Here is a 15,676-nt window from a genome sequence, read left to right as displayed (position 1 = left end):
GGTGAGGAAGGAGAGATAATGGGCCATATCATAGTGACTGGCGCGGGCTCCGGCCTTGGGCGCGCTCTGACAATCGGACTGGTTGAGCGCGGTCATAGGGTCTCCATGATGGGGCGCCGTTATCACAAGTTGCAGGAGCAGGAACAGCGACTCGGCAGCGCCGTGGTCGGCATCGCCGCCGATCTGTCCCACCACGAAGAGGTGGAGATGGCCTTCGGTGCCGCCGTGGCCTGGGGTGGCTTGCCTTCCCTCGTGATCCACTGTGCCGGCGTCGGGGAATTCGGCCCTGTCGGTGTCTACACCGCCGAGCAGGTGCGCCGGGTGGTGGAGAGCAATCTGGTCTCCACCATACTGGTGGCCCAGCAGACGGTGCGACTCATCGGCGAACAAGGCGGGGTGCTGGCCAATGTGCTCTCCTCCGCGGCCCAGACCGGCAAGGCCAACGAGAGCCTCTACTGCGCCTCCAAATGGGGGATGCGCGGCTTTCTGGAGTCCCTGCGGGCCGAGCTGAAAGGCTCTCCCCTGCGGCTGGTGAACCTCTACCCGAGCGGGATCCGCAGCGAATTCTGGGACAACTCGGATCATGTGGACCCGAGCGGCTTCATGACCCCGGAAGACGCGGCGGCCTATATGCTCGACGCACTGGAGGCGAGAAGCAGCTGCCACGTGACCGATCTCTTTATCGGTCGCAACGCCTGAGGCGATCTCCTGCCAGCAGGCTCCCGTCGTTCACGAAAGCAGAAACAAAAAGCGCGCCATTTGGCGCGCTTTTTTCATTGATGTGCAGTGCTAAATTATCTTCTTGCCTGCCTGTCTTTACGCCGGGCCATCATGGATTTGAAGGCGGGTAAATTTAATGCCGACATGGCATGAATGAGTGATGATGCATGTCGGCACATATTATTTCCGAGCCGCATATTCCCGCAGGAAGGATGGGATCACCTGTTTTGGCTTCTTGCCAAGGGTCAGCAGCAATTCAAAATCCGGGTCGATAATGCCATATCGACACGCCAGCTCTTCCAACAAGGCAAGCCAGAGGTGGGCCGTCACCTCGGCATCCGCCAGGGCGCGGTGAAACACCCCGTCATTGGGCAGGCACCGGTATTGCACCAGGGTACCTAGCTTGTGATCCGGGGCATCGTGAAACAGGCGCCTCGACAGCAGCAGGGAACAGGCGAACTGCCCGCAGTATTGCGCCGGCAATCGCTCTATTTCCGCATCCAGAAAGCGCTTGTCGAAGGAGGCGTTGTGGGCGACCAGATTGTCATCACCGATAAAGTCGACGAAATCCGCCATCACCTCGTTGCAGGGGGGAGCCTGTTTCAGCATGGCATTGCTGATCCCGGTATATTGCTCGATGAAGCTGCTCACGTTGAAGCCCGGATTCATCAATGCCGAGAAACGCTCACTGATATGGCCATCCTTGATTCTGACTGCACCGATCTCGATGGCTCTATCCCCTTGTCCGGGTGAAAGCCCTGTGGTCTCGAAGTCGAGCACGACAACGGTATTGGCTGAGGCGATGGACATAACTTCTCGGGCAAGCTGGGTAAAGAGCGTCAGTCTAGGAAATCAGCCGTGCCGTGTACAGGGCAATACAGTTATCTCATTGGTTCACGCTGGAGACGCATTTTTGTGCATCATGGCTGAAAGCCATATAAAAAGCCCCGAGTGCCGTGGCACTCGGGGCTTTCTTATGAAAAGTGAAAGGTGGTGTCGGCGTTATCAGCGACCCAGCTTGCCCTTGAGCAGGGCGACGATCTCGCTGATCGCCACTTCCTGCTTCTCGCCGGTGCGGCGGCACTTGTACTCCACCACGCCGTTGTCCAGGCCGCGATCGCCGATGACGATGGCGTGCGGCACACCGATCAGCTCCATGTCGGCGAACATCACGCCCGGACGCTCCTTGCGGTCGTCGAACAAGACGTCCACACCGGCGGCCTTCAGCTCGGCGTAGAACTGCTGCGCCTGCTCGGCGACGCGCTCGGACTTGTGCATGTTCATCGGCACTATGGCCACTTCGAACGGGGCTATGGCCTCCGGCCAGATGATGCCGTACTGGTCGTTGTTCTGCTCGATGGCGGCGGCCACCAGACGGGAAACACCTATACCGTAGCAACCCATCTCCATGGTGACGGACTTGCCGCCCTCGTTCAGCACGCTCGCCTTCATGGCTTCGGAGTACTTGGTACCCAGCTGGAAGATGTGGCCCACTTCGATGCCGCGCTTGAGCAGCAGCTTGCCCTGGCCGCAGGGGCTGGGGTCGCCTTCCACCACGTTGCGCAGGTCGGCAACTTCATAGGTAGCGATATCGCGATCCCAGTTGGCACCGGTCAGGTGGAAGCCGGTCTCGTTGGCGCCGCAAACAAAATCGCTCAGCTGGGCGGCGCTGCGATCGACGATGATGCGACCGGCAAAGCCGACCGGGCCGATGGAGCCTGCATCGCAACCGGCGGCAGCCTTGATCTGCTCGTCGTTGGCGAAGGTGAGCGGGTTGGCAACACCAGCCAGCTTCTCGGCCTTGATTTCGTTCAGCTCGTGGTCGCCACGCAGCACCAGGGCGATAACGGCCTGCTTGCCGTGCTCGTCTGCTTCGGCCAGTACCAGCAGGGTCTTGGCGATGGCGGTCGGTGCCACGTTGAGGAAGGCGGCCACTTCGTCGATGGTGTGAACGGCCGGGGTGGCGACCTTGGTCAGGGCAGCGGTGGCAGCGGCGCGCTCGCCAGCCGGTGCCAGCGCTTCGGCCATCTCGATGTTGGCGGCGTAATCGGATGTATCGGAGAAGGCGATCAAGTCTTCACCGCTCTCGGCCAGCACCTGGAATTCGTGGGAGCCGGTGCCGCCGATGGAGCCGGTGTCGGCCTGCACCGGACGGAAGTTCAGACCCATGCGGGTGAAGGCGGCGCAGTAGGCGGCGTGCATCTTCTCGTAGGTCTCGATCAGCGAGGCCTTGTCGATGTGGAAGGAGTAGGCATCCTTCATCAGGAACTCGCGGCCGCGCATCACGCCGAAACGGGGACGCACCTCGTCGCGGAACTTGGTCTGGATCTGGTACAGATTCAGCGGCAGCTGCTTGTAGCTGTTCACTTCGTAACGGATCAGGGCGGTGATCACCTCTTCGTGGGTCGGGCCCAGCACGAAGGGACGGTTGTGACGGTCGGTCAGGCGGCACAGTTCGGGGCCGTAGTCATCCCAGCGGCCGGACTCCTGCCACAGCTCGGCGGGTTGCACCACCGGCATGGAAACTTCGATGGCACCAGCATTGTTCATCTCTTCGCGAACAATGTTCTCGATCTTTTTCAGTACCCGCAGACCGGTTGGCAGCCAGGCGTACATGCCGGAGGCCAGTTTACGGATCATGCCGGCGCGCAGCATCAGCTGGTGGCTGATGACTTCAGCGTCGGAGGGGGTTTCCTTGAGAGTGGAAAGCAGATATTGGCTGGTACGCATCGCGGTAGACCTTCGCTAGTTCGGGCCCTTGGCCCTGGAAAATTTCAAGTGCGGAATTTTAACAGGCCGAGCCCCGTGGCCCAAGGGCTAAATTCAGCCAGGCAAGGGGGAAGGGCCGCGTTGGCACGGGCCTTGTCCCCCCGGGCAGGGGAGGGGGAGCGGCAGATCGCGGGACAAGCCCTATGCTGGATACTTATCCAGTTATTCTTTATGCTATGACCCAATTTGCAAGAGTCTGCGTGGCGAGGAAGAGAACATGATCGGTCGCTTGAGAGGCGTCATCATCGAGAAACAACCCCCTGAGGTACTGATCGAAGTGGGGGGCCTGGGCTATGAAGTGCACATGCCCATGAGCTGCTTCTATGATCTGCCCGAGCTCGGGAAGGAAGCTGTCATTCACACCCACTTCGTGGTGCGCGAAGATGCCCAGCTGCTCTATGGCTTCAACCACAAGCAGGAGCGGGCGCTGTTTCGCGAGCTGATCAAGACCAACGGGGTCGGCCCCAAGCTGGCGCTGGCCATTCTCTCCGGCATGACGGCCACCCAGTTCGTGATGAGCGTCGAGCGCGAGGAGATAAGCTCCCTGGTCAAGTTGCCCGGTGTGGGCAAGAAGACCGCCGAGCGGCTGGTGGTGGAGATGAAAGACCGCCTCAAGGGCTGGGTCAGCCACGATCTCTTCTCCCCTGCCGCCATCAGCCTGCCCGCCCAGGAGAGCCAGCTGCGTGCCCCCGATGCCAGCGAAGAGGCGGCCAGCGCCCTGGTGGCGCTCGGTTACAAGCCGCAGCAGGCGAGCCAGATCGTGGCCAAGGTGGCCAGCGAGGGCATGTCGGTGGAAGCCATCATCCGTGAATCCCTGCGCAGCCTGGTGTGAGGATGACAATGAAGCAAGCGGATCATCCCGGGTCACTGGACGGTGACCGCGGGGATGCAGAGCGTGAGGTAGTGCATGATTGAAGCGGATCGTCTCATCTCGGCCGGTGCTGCCCGCGAGGACGAGGTCATCGATAGGGCCATCCGGCCCAGGAAGCTGGCGGATTACACCGGGCAGGATCACGTCTGCGACCAGATGGAGATCTTCATCGAGGCCGCCCGCCAGCGCGGGGAGGCCCTCGATCATCTGCTGATCTTCGGCCCGCCCGGGCTTGGCAAGACCACGCTCGCGAATATCGTGGCCAACGAGATGGGGGTCAACATCAAGACCACCTCGGGCCCGGTGCTGGAGAAGGCCGGCGATCTCGCCGCCCTGCTCACCAACCTCGAACCGAACGATGTATTGTTCATCGACGAAATCCACCGCCTCAGCCCCGTGGTGGAGGAGGTGCTCTATCCGGCCATGGAGGATTACCAGCTCGACATCATGATAGGAGAGGGGCCTGCCGCCCGCTCCATCAAGCTCGATCTGCCCCCCTTCACCCTGATCGGGGCCACCACCCGGGCCGGCTCCCTGACCAGCCCGTTGCGTGACCGCTTCGGGATAGTCCAGCGCCTGGAGTTCTACAACGTCAAGGATCTCACCGACATCGTCTCCCGCAGCGCCCGCTGCCTCGGGCTCGACATGTCGGGGGACGGGGCGCTGGAGGTGGCTCGTCGCTCCCGGGGGACCCCGCGGATTGCTAACCGTCTGTTAAGACGGGTGCGGGATTTCGCCCAGGTGAAATCCGATGGTCGCATTGATGGACCCATAGCGGCCCGTGCCATGGACATGCTGGACGTGGACAATGAGGGGTTCGACTTCATGGACCGCAAGCTATTGTTGGCCGTCATCGACAAGTTTATGGGGGGGCCAGTGGGTCTCGACAACCTGGCCGCCGCCATAGGGGAAGAGAAGGACACCATAGAGGACGTGCTGGAGCCTTATCTGATCCAGCAAGGCTATCTGCAACGTACACCCAGAGGGCGGATCGCGACACCGAGAGCTTATGCGCACTTTGGCCTGCAACGGCCAGATGAGCAGTAAAAGCAGCCTTTTGAACGACAAACCGCCCCCAGGGCGGTTTTTTATTATCCGGGCAAAAAAAAGCCCACGGCGGATGCGGTGGGCAAAGACAATTCAGGATGGATGTTCACAGACAGTGAGTGCGTCTGCAGACCGGTCGGGAAAAAACAAAGGAGCCGTCGCGAGGCCTCAGAGTCGGTTCATTTGATAGAGTTGAACGAACGAAAGCTTGTAGTAACGGATGGTCTTGGCAACAAACTTTTTCATCATTAATCCCAACAAACAGGTTCGAAATGTTCATCGAATACGTACCGGGAACCCGGAATGACCGGCCTGTATCCAGAGGTGTGCCCTCACTGCGAGGCGCATTGTAGGAGCTCTTGCCGGGCCGGACAAACAAGAAAATCTATGTGTTTCGGATTAGATAAATTAATGATTTTTCGAGATGGCCCTATCCGCATAAACATGTGTTTTTGTTGGTTTTAAATTGATTTCATGATGGCCTGCACCATTCTTGAAATATCGGATTGATAAGGGTGAGCCTGCTCATATCGTCTATTTGTTTAACAGAATTGAAACTATTTTGACGAGAGTTAAAATTGATTTAAATCAAGTATTTACGGTTTGATTTTTTTTGTGAGCAAGCTCCCAAAATTAATGGGAAACGGCTTGTAAGTTGCCTTGAAAAGGCATGTATTGATGATGGGTTTACATTGATTTCAATCAAATAAAGATGATATAAAACAGCCATCATTATAGGCGAGAATAGAACTGCAGTTAATGTTTACTAGATGTTAAACATTAGCTTTTTTTGTTCCTCTATATTGCCTTGTTGTTAATGTGGTGGCAGTCGAATCCGGTCAGTCCGCGAGGGGTGATCGACCATTCGGGGACTTCCAATGGAAGCTTTGTCCTTAAAACTTAAAATAGCCGTGCCAATAATCGGTGAGGAAACATCATGATTGCTGAGCATGTGGTAGACCTATCGCGGTTCCAATTCGCTGCGACGGCCCTTTATCACTTCCTGTTTGTACCCCTGACGCTGGGAATGGCCTTCCTCCTGGCGATCATGGAGTCTGTCTATGTGATGACCAACAACACAGTGTACCGGGACATGACCAAGTTCTGGGGCAAGTTGTTTGGTATCAACTTTGCCCTTGGGGTTACCACCGGGCTCACCATGGAGTTTCAGTTCGGTACCAACTGGGCTTACTACTCCCACTATGTCGGCGATATCTTCGGGGCCCCGCTGGCCATCGAAGGCTTGATGGCCTTCTTCCTGGAGTCCACCTTCGTCGGCATGTTCTTCTTCGGTTGGGATCGCCTCAGCAAGCGCCAGCATCTGGCGGCAACCTGGCTGATGGCACTCGGGACCAACCTCTCCGCCCTCTGGATCCTGGTCGCCAACGGCTGGATGCAGAACCCGGTCGGCGCCGAGTTCAACTTCGAATCCATGCGCATGGAGATGGTGAGCTTCGCCGATCTGGTGTTCAACCCGGTGGCGCAGGTCAAGTTCGTCCACACAGTGGCGGCGGGCTACACCACGGGCGCCATGTTCGTGCTGGGCATCTCCTCCTACTACCTGCTGAAGAATCGTGATGTGGCCTTCGCCCGTCGCTCCTTCGCCATCGCGGCCGCGTTCGGCATGGCCTCCATCCTCTCCGTGCTGGTGCTGGGTGACGAGTCCGGCTACGAGACCGGGGAAGTGCAGAAGGTGAAACTGGCGGCCATCGAGGCCGAGTGGAACACCGAGCCGGCCCCCGCGTCCTTCACCCTGTTCGGCATTCCGAACCAGGAAGAGATGCGCACCGACTACGCCATCAAGATCCCTTATGCCCTCGGCATCATAGCGACCCGTTCCCTGGACGGTCAGGTGACCGGTCTCAAGGATCTGAAGAGCGAGCATGAAGTGCGCGTGCGCAGCGGCATGACAGCCTACGATCTGCTGACCAAGCTGCAATCCGGCGACAAGTCAGACGAGACCCGCGCTCGCTTCGACGAGGTGAAGCAGGATCTGGGCTACGGTCTGCTGCTCAAGCGTTACACCGCCAACGTGACCGACGCGACCGACGATCAGATCAAGGCCGCCGTGGATGACTCCATCCCGCAGGTACTGCCGCTGTTCTTCGCCTTCCGCATCATGGTTGCCTGCGGCATGTTGATGCTGGTGCTGATCGGTCTGGCCTTCTATGACAGCACTCGCCACAAGATCGGTGAGCGCAAGTGGTTGCTCAAGGCGCTGCTGTACGGCATCCCGCTGCCCTGGATCGCCATCGAGGCAGGCTGGTTTGTCGCCGAGTACGGTCGCCAACCCTGGACCATCGCCGAGATGCTGCCGACCTCAGTCTCCGCATCCAATATCCCTGCGTCCGAGATCTGGTTCTCCCTGATCGGGATCTGCCTGTTCTACACCGTACTGCTGATCATCGAGATGTACCTGATGTTCAAGTATGCGCGTCTGGGCCCAAGCAGCCTGAAGACGGGCAAGTACCACTTCGAACAGAGCAAGGCATAAGGAGAGTAACCCATGTTTGATTACGAAATGTTGCGTCTGGTCTGGTGGGTGCTGGTCGGCGTGCTGCTGATCGGCTTCGCCATCACCGACGGCTTCGATATGGGGGTCGGTGCCCTGCTCCCCTTCGTCGGCAAGAAGGATGTGGAGCGTCGGGTGATGCTCAACACCATGGGGCCGCACTGGGAAGGCAACCAGGTCTGGCTGGTCACCGCGGGCGGTGCCCTGTTCGCGGCCTGGCCCATGGTCTATGCGGCGGCCTTCTCCGGCTTCTACATCGCCATGATCCTGACCCTGATGGCGCTCTTCTTCCGTCCGGTCGGCTTCAAGTACCGCTCCCTGCAGGAAGGTGCCCAGTGGCGCACCAGCTGGGACTGGGCGCTGTTCGCCGGTAGTGCCATTCCCCCCGTCATCTTCGGGGTGGCCTTCGGCAACCTGCTGCAAGGGGTTCCCTTCAGCTTCAACCAGTTCCTGATGCTGACCTACCACGGCAACTTCTTCGGCCTGCTCAACCCGTTCGGTCTGCTGGCCGGTCTGGTGAGCCTGTTCATGATAGTGACCCAGGGCGCTGCCTGGCTGATGATGAAGACCGAAGGTGAAGTGCTGGCCCGCTCCCGCACCGCCGCCATGATCTTCTCCCTGCTGACCCTGGTGCTGTTTGCCCTGGCCGGTGTCTGGGTGAGCGGCATGGATGGCTATGTGATCGTGGGCGCCGTCGCCACCGACGCCGTCACCAACCCGCTTCACAAGGAAGTGGTGGTGCAGGCCGGTGCCTGGATGCAGAACTACAACCTCTACCCCTGGATGATTGCCGCCCCCGTACTGGGTCTGGTGATGAGCCTGCTGACCGCGCTTGCGGCCAAGCTGGGCAAGGGCTGGATGGCGTTCCTGTTCTCCTCCCTGGCCATTGCCGGCATCATACTGACCGCGGGCTTCTCCATGTTCCCGTTCGTGATGCCCTCCAGCCTGGAGCCGTCCCAGAGCCTGACCATGTGGGATGCCACCGCCTCCTTCAACACCCTCAAGGTGATGACGGTAGTCGCAGTCGTCTTCGTACCGACAGTGCTTGCTTACACCATCTGGACCTACATCAAGATGTTTGGCCGGGTGAGCAACAAGCACATCGAAGACAACCAACAATCGCTCTACTAAGAAGGTGCCCTGATATGTGGTATTTCACCTGGATCCTGGGGCTGTTGCTGGCCTGTGCGTTTGGGATCATCAATGCGCTCTGGCTGGAGCACACCGAGAACCTGGATCGTCAGATCGATGAAGACAAGTGACAGGCTCGCCCGGCTGGCCGCTCCCCTGGAGCGCCAGCCATGGCAAGGTCTGATGTTGCTGGCGGCGGCCCTGCTGGGCGTCGCCATCTTGCAGGCACCGAATCTGGTGGCCGCCAACACCAGTGACCACGGTCTCTGGCTGGCCCCCTGGCTGATGTGGGCGGTCTGCTGCGGCGTCATGCACGGACTGGGGTTCCACCCTCGCAGCCTGGTCGGGCGCCTGCTGTTTTTCCCCTGGCTCGCCTTGCCAAGCCTGTTGTACGGGCTCTGGCTGACCAGCGGTTATTACCTGCCATAAACACAGGGGGAGGCCAGACATTTTCTGCCTCCCTCTGCTTTTGTACCCCGCAGTGCGGCCGTGATTTTGCCCCCGGCGGATCGGCCGTTATTACCTGCCATAAAAAACAGGGGGAGATGGGATTTCCCTGTCTCCCCCTGCTTCTTTCCTATTCAGCCCTGCGCTATGATAGCCCCCCATCTGACTGTCGAATGGATCACAGATTTTTATGGGGGAAGTCTCTGAGTTTCCGGTACGTGTCTACTACGAAGACACAGACGCCGGAGGCATCGTCTACAACGCCAATTATCTCAAGTTTATGGAACGGGCTCGCACCGAGTTCCTGCGCGCCGGCGACATCGAGCAAGATGTCCTGTTGCAGGCGGGGATCGCCTTCGTGGTGAGTCGCACCGAGATCGATTTCCGCTCCGCGGCCCGCTTCAATGAACTGCTGACCGTATTGACGCAAGTGACTGAAGTGAAACGTGCTTCCATGCGCTTTTCACAGCAGATCCTGGCGGCTGATGGACGACTGATCACCCAGGCCATGGTACAGATTGCCTGTGTCAGTCATCCGCAAATGAAACCTGTTGCAATACCTGAAAAAATCAAGGGAGTGCTGTTAAGTGCACGCTGAAATTTCGTTTATTGGTCTGTTCTGGCAAGCCAGCCTGCTGGTGAAACTGGTCATGATGACCCTGATGGGCATGTCGGTCGTCTCCTGGGCGCTGATCATCCAGCGTTCCAAGGTCATCAAGGCGGCCAACCTCGCCTCGGAGCAGTTTGAAGACAGATTCTGGTCCGGCGTCGACCTCAACCGTCTCTATCAGGAGTCCTCCTCCCGCCGCGATGACATCGAAGGCATGGAAGACATCTTCTATTCCGGCTTCAAGGAGTATGCCCGCCTGCTCAAGGCCGGTGCCCGTGGTCAGGATGCGGTGATGGACGGTACCTATCGTGCCATGCGCGTCTCTCTGTCCCGTGCGGTGGACGAGCTGGAATCCAACCTGCCAGTGCTGGCGACCGTCGGCTCCATCAGCCCCTATATCGGCCTGTTTGGTACCGTATGGGGCATCATGAACGCCTTTATCGCCCTGGGCCAGGTGCAGCAGGCGACGCTGCAGATGGTGGCACCGGGCATCGCGGAGGCGCTGATCGCCACCGCCATGGGTCTGTTCGCGGCCATTCCCGCGGTTATTTTCTATAACAGATTCACCAACAAGGTGGAGAAGCTGGAGAACGCCTACGCCAACTTCATGGACGAGTTCACCACCATACTGAACCGTCAGATTGCACAGCAGCAGGGTGACAAGTAAATGCAAACCTATCAGCGGATCCGGCGCAAGAAGGTCGCCGAGATCAACGTGGTGCCCTATATCGACGTCATGCTGGTGCTGCTCATCATCTTCATGGCGGTGACGCCGGTGATCACGCAAGGGGTCAAGGTGGACCTGCCCCAGGCGGAGTCCGAGCAACTGCCCGAGGACGCCAAGCCCCCCTTCATCGTCAGCGTCAACACCGAGGGTGAGTACGTCATCAAGGCCGGTGAGGCGGATGACGAACCAGTGCCAAGCGGCACGCCCGAGGCGATGCAGCAATACATCACCGAGAAGGCCATGGGCTATCTGGCCATCAACCAGAACGCTCCCGTGGTGGTGGCGGGTGACAAGTCCGTGCGTTACGAAGAGGTGATCCTGCTGATGGTGGCCCTCAAGAAAGCCGGTGTGCCTCAGGTTGGCCTGATGACGGATCCGGTGAACTGACGGAGATGGATGTGAAGCGTGGTATTTCCGGTTATCTCGTCGCGTCGCTGCTGCTGCATCTGATCATCGGCATCATACTGCTGGTCGGCGTCGACTTCAGCAAGCCCAAGCGCCCCGAGTCGAAGGGACAGATCGTCAATGCGGTGATGCTGGACAGCGAGTTCCTGGAGCAACAGGCACAGCAGATCCAGCAGCAGAAAGCTCAGCCCAAGGCTGCCCAGCAGCAGAAAGAGAAGGACAAGGAAGACGCCGATCAGGCCCGGCGCGAGCTGGCGAAGGAGCAGGAGCGTCTGCGCATCGCCGAGACCAAGCGCAAGGAGGCCGAAGAGGCCACCCGCAAGGCCGAGACCGAGAAGCAGAAGAAGGTAGCCGAGCAGAAGCAGGCGGAAGAGCAGGCCCAGAAGGCCGAGGAGGCCCGCAAGCTGGAGGCGCAGAAGACCAAGCAGGCTGAAGCCAAGCGCCAGGAAGAGGAACTCGCCAAGGCGCTGGCGCTCAAGAAAAAGAAAGAAGAGCTGGAGAAGAAGCAGGCCGAAGAGAAAGCCAAGGCGAAGGCGGATGCGGCTAAGAAGGCTGAAGCCGACAAGAAGGCCAAGGCCGAGGCCGAGAAGAAAGCCAAGGCGGAAGCCGAGAGGAAGGCCAAGGCTGAGGCAGAGGCAGAGAAAAAGGCTGCAGATGAAGCCGCCAAGAAGGCAAAAGCTGACGCAGAGAAGAAGGCGAAGGCCGAGGCTGACAAGAAGGCCAAGATAGAGGCGGAGCGCAAACGCAAGGCGGCCGAGGAGGCCAAGCTGCAGAAAGAGATGGAAGCCATGATGCAGCAGCAGCTGGAGGCCGAGGCCAGTTCCCGCAGCCAGGCCGCATCGGCTGCCGCCAAGGGGGAGGTCGACAAGTACGCCGCCCTCATCAAGGCAACGGTCGAGCGCTACATGATTTTGGATCCCACCATGCGGGGCAAAACCTGTACTATCGGTGTCAAATTGGCCAGTACCGGCTTCGTCATCTCGGTGGACAACGGCCAGGGTGACCCGGCGGTCTGCCGCTCCGGCAAGGCGGCTGTGCTGAAGGCGAATCAGTTGCCGGTGCCGAAGGATCCGGCGGCGTTCGAGATGTTGAAGGAGTTTAACCTCAAGTTAGAACCTAGCATCTAGACGTGATAAAACGGGGTCATTGACCGTGGTTGGCAGCATCTGCTGATAAAGGAATTTCACCTCTCATTTTTATTGGAACAGAGTATTTAAGCCATGATAAGAAAAGTGTTTTTTGCTTTGGTTGGCTGCCTTCTGCTAGGCCAGAGCGCTCAGGCGGCCTTGGACATCGTCATCACCGGCGGTATTGACAGTGCGCGCCCCATCGCCATCGCCCCCTTCAAGTGGGAAGGCAATGGTCAACTGCCACAGGACATCGCCGAGGTGGTCTCCAACGACCTGATGCGCAGCGGCAAGTTCAAGCCGCTGGCCCGTGGCCAGATGCCGCAGACCCCGAGCACCAGCGGCGAGATCAACTTCGCTCCCTGGGCGTCCCAGGGTGTGGAGGCCGTGGTGGTCGGTTCCATCGCGGCTGTGGGTGATGGCACCTACAAGATCAACTTCGAGCTGGTCGACGTGCTGAAGGGCCAGCTGGCCAAGACCCAGGGCGGGGAAGCGAACGGCTACATCCTCGACAGCCGCATGGCGACCATACCGGGTGCCCAGATGCGCCAGTTCGCCCACCGCATCTCCGACATCGTCTACGAGCGTCTGACCGGTGAGCGTGGTGCCTTCCTGACCCGTCTGGCCTATGTCTCCGTCCAGCAGGGCACCCAGTTCCCGTACCAGCTGCGGATCTCAGATTACGATGGCTACAACGAGAAGACCCTGCTGCGCTCCCGCGAGCCGCTGATGTCACCGGCCTGGTCGCCGGATGGCAGCAAGCTGGCCTATGTGAGCTTCGAGAACCAGAAGTCCGAGATCTATGTGCAGGACATCTATACCCAGCAACGCAGCCTGATCACCAGTTTCCGCGGCATCAACGGTGCCCCCGAGTGGTCACCAGATGGTCGCCGTTTGGCTATTGTTTTGTCCAAAGATGGGCAGCCTGATCTCTATGTTGTTGATGTTGCTAGCAAGCAACTCACTCGAGTCACAAATAACCGTACCATAGACACCGAACCCTCCTGGATGCCGGACGGTCAAACTTTGCTGTTCACCTCTGAACGTGGTGGCAAACCCCAGATTTATAGCGTAAATTTGGCGACTGGCGTCACTCGCCGGATGACCTGGGAAGGGGATTCCAACCAGGGGGCATCCATCACGCCGGACGGCAAGTCCATGGTGATGGTGACCCGGGTTCAGGGACAATATCGCATCGCTCGCCAGGATATGGAGAACGGAGCCATGTTGGTACTGACCCAGAGTGCTCTGGACGAGTCGCCAAGTGTGGCACCCAATGGCAGCATGATCATTTATGCCACCATCTATCAGGGTCGTAAGAGTCTTGCGTTGGTGTCGACCGATGGTCGCTTCAAGGCAGTGCTTCCGACCAGTAGCGGTGAAATTCGTGCACCAGCTTGGTCGCCCTTCTTGAATTGATAAAAAAATCGATTGTTTTTTGTTTTGTTATAAAGGTTTAAGGAAATAGCATGCAACTCAATAAACTGCTCAAGGGTCTGGCCATCGCACTGCCACTGTTCACCCTGGCTGCCTGTAGTTCTTCTTCCGACTCCGACGCCGCTGGCGCCGAGTCTGGCATGACCGACGGCATGGGCGGTGTACAAACCGGTGGCGCCAACGGCATGTTGTCCCCGGAAGAGCAGATGCGTCAGAAGTTCGAAGCTCTGCAGCGCGATAACGTGATCTACTTCCCGTACGATGGTTACGACATTCAGGGTCAGTACGCCGACCTGCTGGATGCCCATGCCAGCTACCTGCGTGAGCGTCCGAGCGTCAAGGTATTGATCGAAGGCCACGCCGATGAGCGCGGTACTCCGGAATACAACATCGCCCTGGGTGAGCGTCGTGCCAAGGCCGTTGCCAAGTATCTGCAAACCCTGGGTGTGCAGGCCGAGCAGCTCTCCATCGTCAGCTATGGCGAAGAGAAGCCGCTGGATCTGTCCCACACCGAGGACGCCTTTGCCAAAAACCGCCGTGCGGTCCTGGTTTACTAAGGTTTGAACCGAACGAAGTTCGTTTATATGCAAGCGGCCATTTCGATGGCCGTTTTATTTGCACTAAACGCCAAGGTTTGATCCGAATGAAATCTGTATAAGCGAGCGACTATGGCGCTGGCCGTTTTATTTGCACTAAACGCTAAGGTTTGATCCGAATGAAATCTGTGTACAAGCAAGCTGTTGTTGCGCTGGCCGTATTGGTTGCTCTGAATGCGCATGCGGCGGCTCCTGTCAGCGATCTGGGCGGTGACTCGGGTGGTGTTGTCCTTAGCGGCAACAACGGCGCTATCGTGCCTACCGGTAGCCTGGAAGACAGGGTCGCCCTGCTGGAGCGCACCCTGAATGCCCGTCTGCGCCTGCAGGCCGAGCTGCAGCAACAGGTCGACTCCCTGCAAGGGGAAGTCTCCGAACTGCGTGGTCAGCTGGAGCAGCAGACCTACCAGATGGAGCAGTCGCAAGAGCGTCAGCGCCAGCTCTATCAGGAGCTCGACAAGGTGGCCAACAGCCAGCCTGCCGCCGCAGCGCCCGCGACCCCGGCAGCCGGCGCCACGACACCTGCCGCCGCGGCCAACTACTCGACCAATCAGGACGAGAACCAGGCCTATGACGCCGCCGTGAACATGGTGCTCAAGGAGAAGAACTACGACAAGGCCATTCCTGCCTTCGAAGGGTTCATCAAGCAGTTCCCGAGCTCCAGCTATGTTCCCAATGCGCACTACTGGCTTGGCCAGCTGATGTTCAACAAGGGTGACAGAGCCGGTGCCGCCAGCCAGTTCTCCACTGTGGCGAACAAGTACAGCAAGTCGCCCAAGCGGGCCGATGCCCTGCTGAAGCTGGGCATGCTGGCGCAGCTCGACGGCAAGAAAGCGGAAGCCAAGGCCTTCTATGAGCAGGTGATCAAGGGCTACCCCAATACCTCGCCGGCCCAGTTGGCCAAGCAGAGCCTCGGCAAGCTGTAACATTGCTGCATGTCACTGTTTTCGTAACAGTCTTGTAAATACGGCTCTGCTTTGTATGCGCAGTGAACAAACAGATTTAATTTAAGATTTTTCTATTGCGCCAGGATGATAAATCCGTAATATAGGCCGCCGTCAGAGCCGGTGCAGCAGTGCGCTCGGAACTGGTCGTGGTGAGGGTCGTTAGCTCAGTCGGTAGAGCAGTTGACTTTTAATCAATTGGTCGCTGGTTCGAATCCAGCACGACCCACCATTTCTTCACAACGGGTGAAGACAGCATTCCCAGGTCGTTTAGCTCAGCTGGGAGAGCACCTCCCTTACAAGGAGGGGGTCACTGGTTCGAGCCCAGTAACGACC

16 protein-coding genes and 2 tRNA genes are annotated in these 15,676 nt (G+C 58.7%); 16 read left to right on the top strand and 2 right to left on the bottom strand.

The features are described from left to right. Positions 1–18 precede the first annotated feature (18 nt). Entirely contained in the window at positions 19–699 is a 681-nt protein-coding gene (locus tag AC3WR3_RS19545) for an SDR family oxidoreductase (RefSeq protein WP_429110383.1), read from the top strand. Positions 700–900: 201 nt separating this feature from the next. Here AC3WR3_RS19545 and AC3WR3_RS19540 read toward each other — a convergent pair whose 3' ends face one another. Both AC3WR3_RS19540 and AC3WR3_RS19535 read right to left on the bottom strand, forming a co-directional pair. Continuing rightward, a complete protein-coding gene (locus AC3WR3_RS19540; protein WP_371159738.1) occupies positions 901–1,530 on the bottom strand; it encodes a 3'-5' exonuclease in 630 nt (209 codons plus the stop codon). Positions 1,531–1,725: 195 nt separating this feature from the next. After that, a complete protein-coding gene (locus AC3WR3_RS19535; RefSeq protein ID WP_492293049.1) occupies positions 1,726–3,450 on the bottom strand; it encodes a proline--tRNA ligase in 1,725 nt (574 codons plus the stop codon). A 256-nt stretch (positions 3,451–3,706) separates the two neighbouring features. Between AC3WR3_RS19535 and ruvA the strand changes: the two genes are divergently transcribed. From ruvA to AC3WR3_RS19460, 15 genes are all read left to right on the top strand, one after another. Further along, the gene (ruvA, locus tag AC3WR3_RS19530) at positions 3,707–4,321 is read left to right on the top strand and encodes a Holliday junction branch migration protein RuvA (protein ID WP_043128860.1); all 615 of its coding nucleotides are present in this window, start codon (positions 3,707–3,709) and stop codon (positions 4,319–4,321) included. Positions 4,322–4,396: 75 nt separating this feature from the next. Further along, on the top strand, positions 4,397–5,407 hold the full coding sequence (gene ruvB / locus AC3WR3_RS19525; RefSeq protein ID WP_043128861.1) for a Holliday junction branch migration DNA helicase RuvB: 1,011 nt from the start codon (positions 4,397–4,399) through the stop codon (positions 5,405–5,407). A gap of 937 nt (positions 5,408–6,344) precedes the next feature. Continuing rightward, complete coding sequence (gene cydA / locus AC3WR3_RS19520) at positions 6,345–7,901, top strand: cytochrome ubiquinol oxidase subunit I (RefSeq protein WP_139439078.1); 1,557 nt, start codon at positions 6,345–6,347, stop codon at positions 7,899–7,901. Positions 7,902–7,913: 12 nt separating this feature from the next. After that, the gene (cydB, locus tag AC3WR3_RS19515) at positions 7,914–9,050 is read left to right on the top strand and encodes a cytochrome d ubiquinol oxidase subunit II (RefSeq protein ID WP_042650005.1); all 1,137 of its coding nucleotides are present in this window, start codon (positions 7,914–7,916) and stop codon (positions 9,048–9,050) included. Between the two features lie 14 nt (positions 9,051–9,064). Beyond that, the gene (cydX, locus tag AC3WR3_RS19510) at positions 9,065–9,181 is read left to right on the top strand and encodes a cytochrome bd-I oxidase subunit CydX (RefSeq protein WP_005331536.1); all 117 of its coding nucleotides are present in this window, start codon (positions 9,065–9,067) and stop codon (positions 9,179–9,181) included. Continuing rightward, complete coding sequence (locus AC3WR3_RS19505) at positions 9,168–9,479, top strand: cyd operon YbgE family protein (protein ID WP_111913291.1); 312 nt, start codon at positions 9,168–9,170, stop codon at positions 9,477–9,479. The genes cydX and AC3WR3_RS19505 overlap by 14 nt, the downstream gene beginning before the upstream one ends. A 208-nt stretch (positions 9,480–9,687) precedes the next feature. Further along, on the top strand, positions 9,688–10,095 hold the full coding sequence (gene ybgC, locus AC3WR3_RS19500; protein ID WP_005331541.1) for a tol-pal system-associated acyl-CoA thioesterase: 408 nt from the start codon (positions 9,688–9,690) through the stop codon (positions 10,093–10,095). Continuing rightward, positions 10,085–10,774, top strand: coding sequence for a protein TolQ (gene tolQ / locus AC3WR3_RS19495; protein WP_025325802.1), 690 nt, complete (start codon positions 10,085–10,087; stop codon positions 10,772–10,774). Before ybgC ends, tolQ begins: the two co-directional genes overlap by 11 nt. Continuing rightward, entirely contained in the window at positions 10,775–11,221 is a 447-nt protein-coding gene (gene tolR, locus AC3WR3_RS19490) for a protein TolR (RefSeq protein WP_005331545.1), read from the top strand. 5 nt (positions 11,222–11,226) lie between these two features. Beyond that, on the top strand, positions 11,227–12,366 hold the full coding sequence (gene tolA, locus AC3WR3_RS19485) for a cell envelope integrity protein TolA (protein WP_492293044.1): 1,140 nt from the start codon (positions 11,227–11,229) through the stop codon (positions 12,364–12,366). A gap of 93 nt (positions 12,367–12,459) precedes the next feature. Continuing rightward, positions 12,460–13,785 carry a Tol-Pal system beta propeller repeat protein TolB gene (gene tolB / locus AC3WR3_RS19480; RefSeq protein WP_025325804.1) on the top strand — a complete coding sequence of 442 codons (1,326 nt, stop codon included), beginning with the start codon at positions 12,460–12,462 and terminating at the stop codon, positions 13,783–13,785. 50 nt (positions 13,786–13,835) lie between these two features. Continuing rightward, the gene (pal, locus tag AC3WR3_RS19475) at positions 13,836–14,360 is read left to right on the top strand and encodes a peptidoglycan-associated lipoprotein Pal (protein ID WP_005331552.1); all 525 of its coding nucleotides are present in this window, start codon (positions 13,836–13,838) and stop codon (positions 14,358–14,360) included. Positions 14,361–14,518: 158 nt separating this feature from the next. Further along, positions 14,519–15,322 carry a tol-pal system protein YbgF gene (ybgF, locus tag AC3WR3_RS19470; RefSeq protein ID WP_319912526.1) on the top strand — a complete coding sequence of 268 codons (804 nt, stop codon included), beginning with the start codon at positions 14,519–14,521 and terminating at the stop codon, positions 15,320–15,322. A 174-nt stretch (positions 15,323–15,496) separates the two neighbouring features. Then, positions 15,497–15,572 (top strand) — tRNA-Lys (locus tag AC3WR3_RS19465). 32 nt (positions 15,573–15,604) lie between these two features. Next, a tRNA-Val gene (locus AC3WR3_RS19460) sits at positions 15,605–15,676 on the top strand.

Source organism: Aeromonas sp. EU05-FHT14A05, assembly GCF_058791175.1.
This window is presented reverse-complemented; position numbering and strand designations above follow the sequence as displayed.

Coding starts and splice junctions, on each gene's coding strand:
- ybgF (WP_319912526.1), top strand. CDS start 14,519: ATGAAATCTGTGTACAAGCAAGCTGTTGTTGCGCTGGCCGTATTGGTT.
- cydB (WP_042650005.1), top strand. CDS start 7,914: ATGTTTGATTACGAAATGTTGCGTCTGGTCTGGTGGGTGCTGGTCGGC.
- ruvB (WP_043128861.1), top strand. CDS start 4,397: ATGATTGAAGCGGATCGTCTCATCTCGGCCGGTGCTGCCCGCGAGGAC.
- tolA (WP_492293044.1), top strand. CDS start 11,227: ATGGATGTGAAGCGTGGTATTTCCGGTTATCTCGTCGCGTCGCTGCTG.
- pal (WP_005331552.1), top strand. CDS start 13,836: ATGCAACTCAATAAACTGCTCAAGGGTCTGGCCATCGCACTGCCACTG.
- cydX (WP_005331536.1), top strand. CDS start 9,065: ATGTGGTATTTCACCTGGATCCTGGGGCTGTTGCTGGCCTGTGCGTTT.
- tolB (WP_025325804.1), top strand. CDS start 12,460: ATGATAAGAAAAGTGTTTTTTGCTTTGGTTGGCTGCCTTCTGCTAGGC.
- AC3WR3_RS19540 (WP_371159738.1), bottom strand. CDS start 1,530: ATGTCCATCGCCTCAGCCAATACCGTTGTCGTGCTCGACTTCGAGACC.
- AC3WR3_RS19535 (WP_492293049.1), bottom strand. CDS start 3,450: ATGCGTACCAGCCAATATCTGCTTTCCACTCTCAAGGAAACCCCCTCC.
- tolR (WP_005331545.1), top strand. CDS start 10,775: ATGCAAACCTATCAGCGGATCCGGCGCAAGAAGGTCGCCGAGATCAAC.
- cydA (WP_139439078.1), top strand. CDS start 6,345: ATGATTGCTGAGCATGTGGTAGACCTATCGCGGTTCCAATTCGCTGCG.
- ruvA (WP_043128860.1), top strand. CDS start 3,707: ATGATCGGTCGCTTGAGAGGCGTCATCATCGAGAAACAACCCCCTGAG.
- ybgC (WP_005331541.1), top strand. CDS start 9,688: ATGGGGGAAGTCTCTGAGTTTCCGGTACGTGTCTACTACGAAGACACA.
- AC3WR3_RS19545 (WP_429110383.1), top strand. CDS start 19: ATGGGCCATATCATAGTGACTGGCGCGGGCTCCGGCCTTGGGCGCGCT.
- AC3WR3_RS19505 (WP_111913291.1), top strand. CDS start 9,168: ATGAAGACAAGTGACAGGCTCGCCCGGCTGGCCGCTCCCCTGGAGCGC.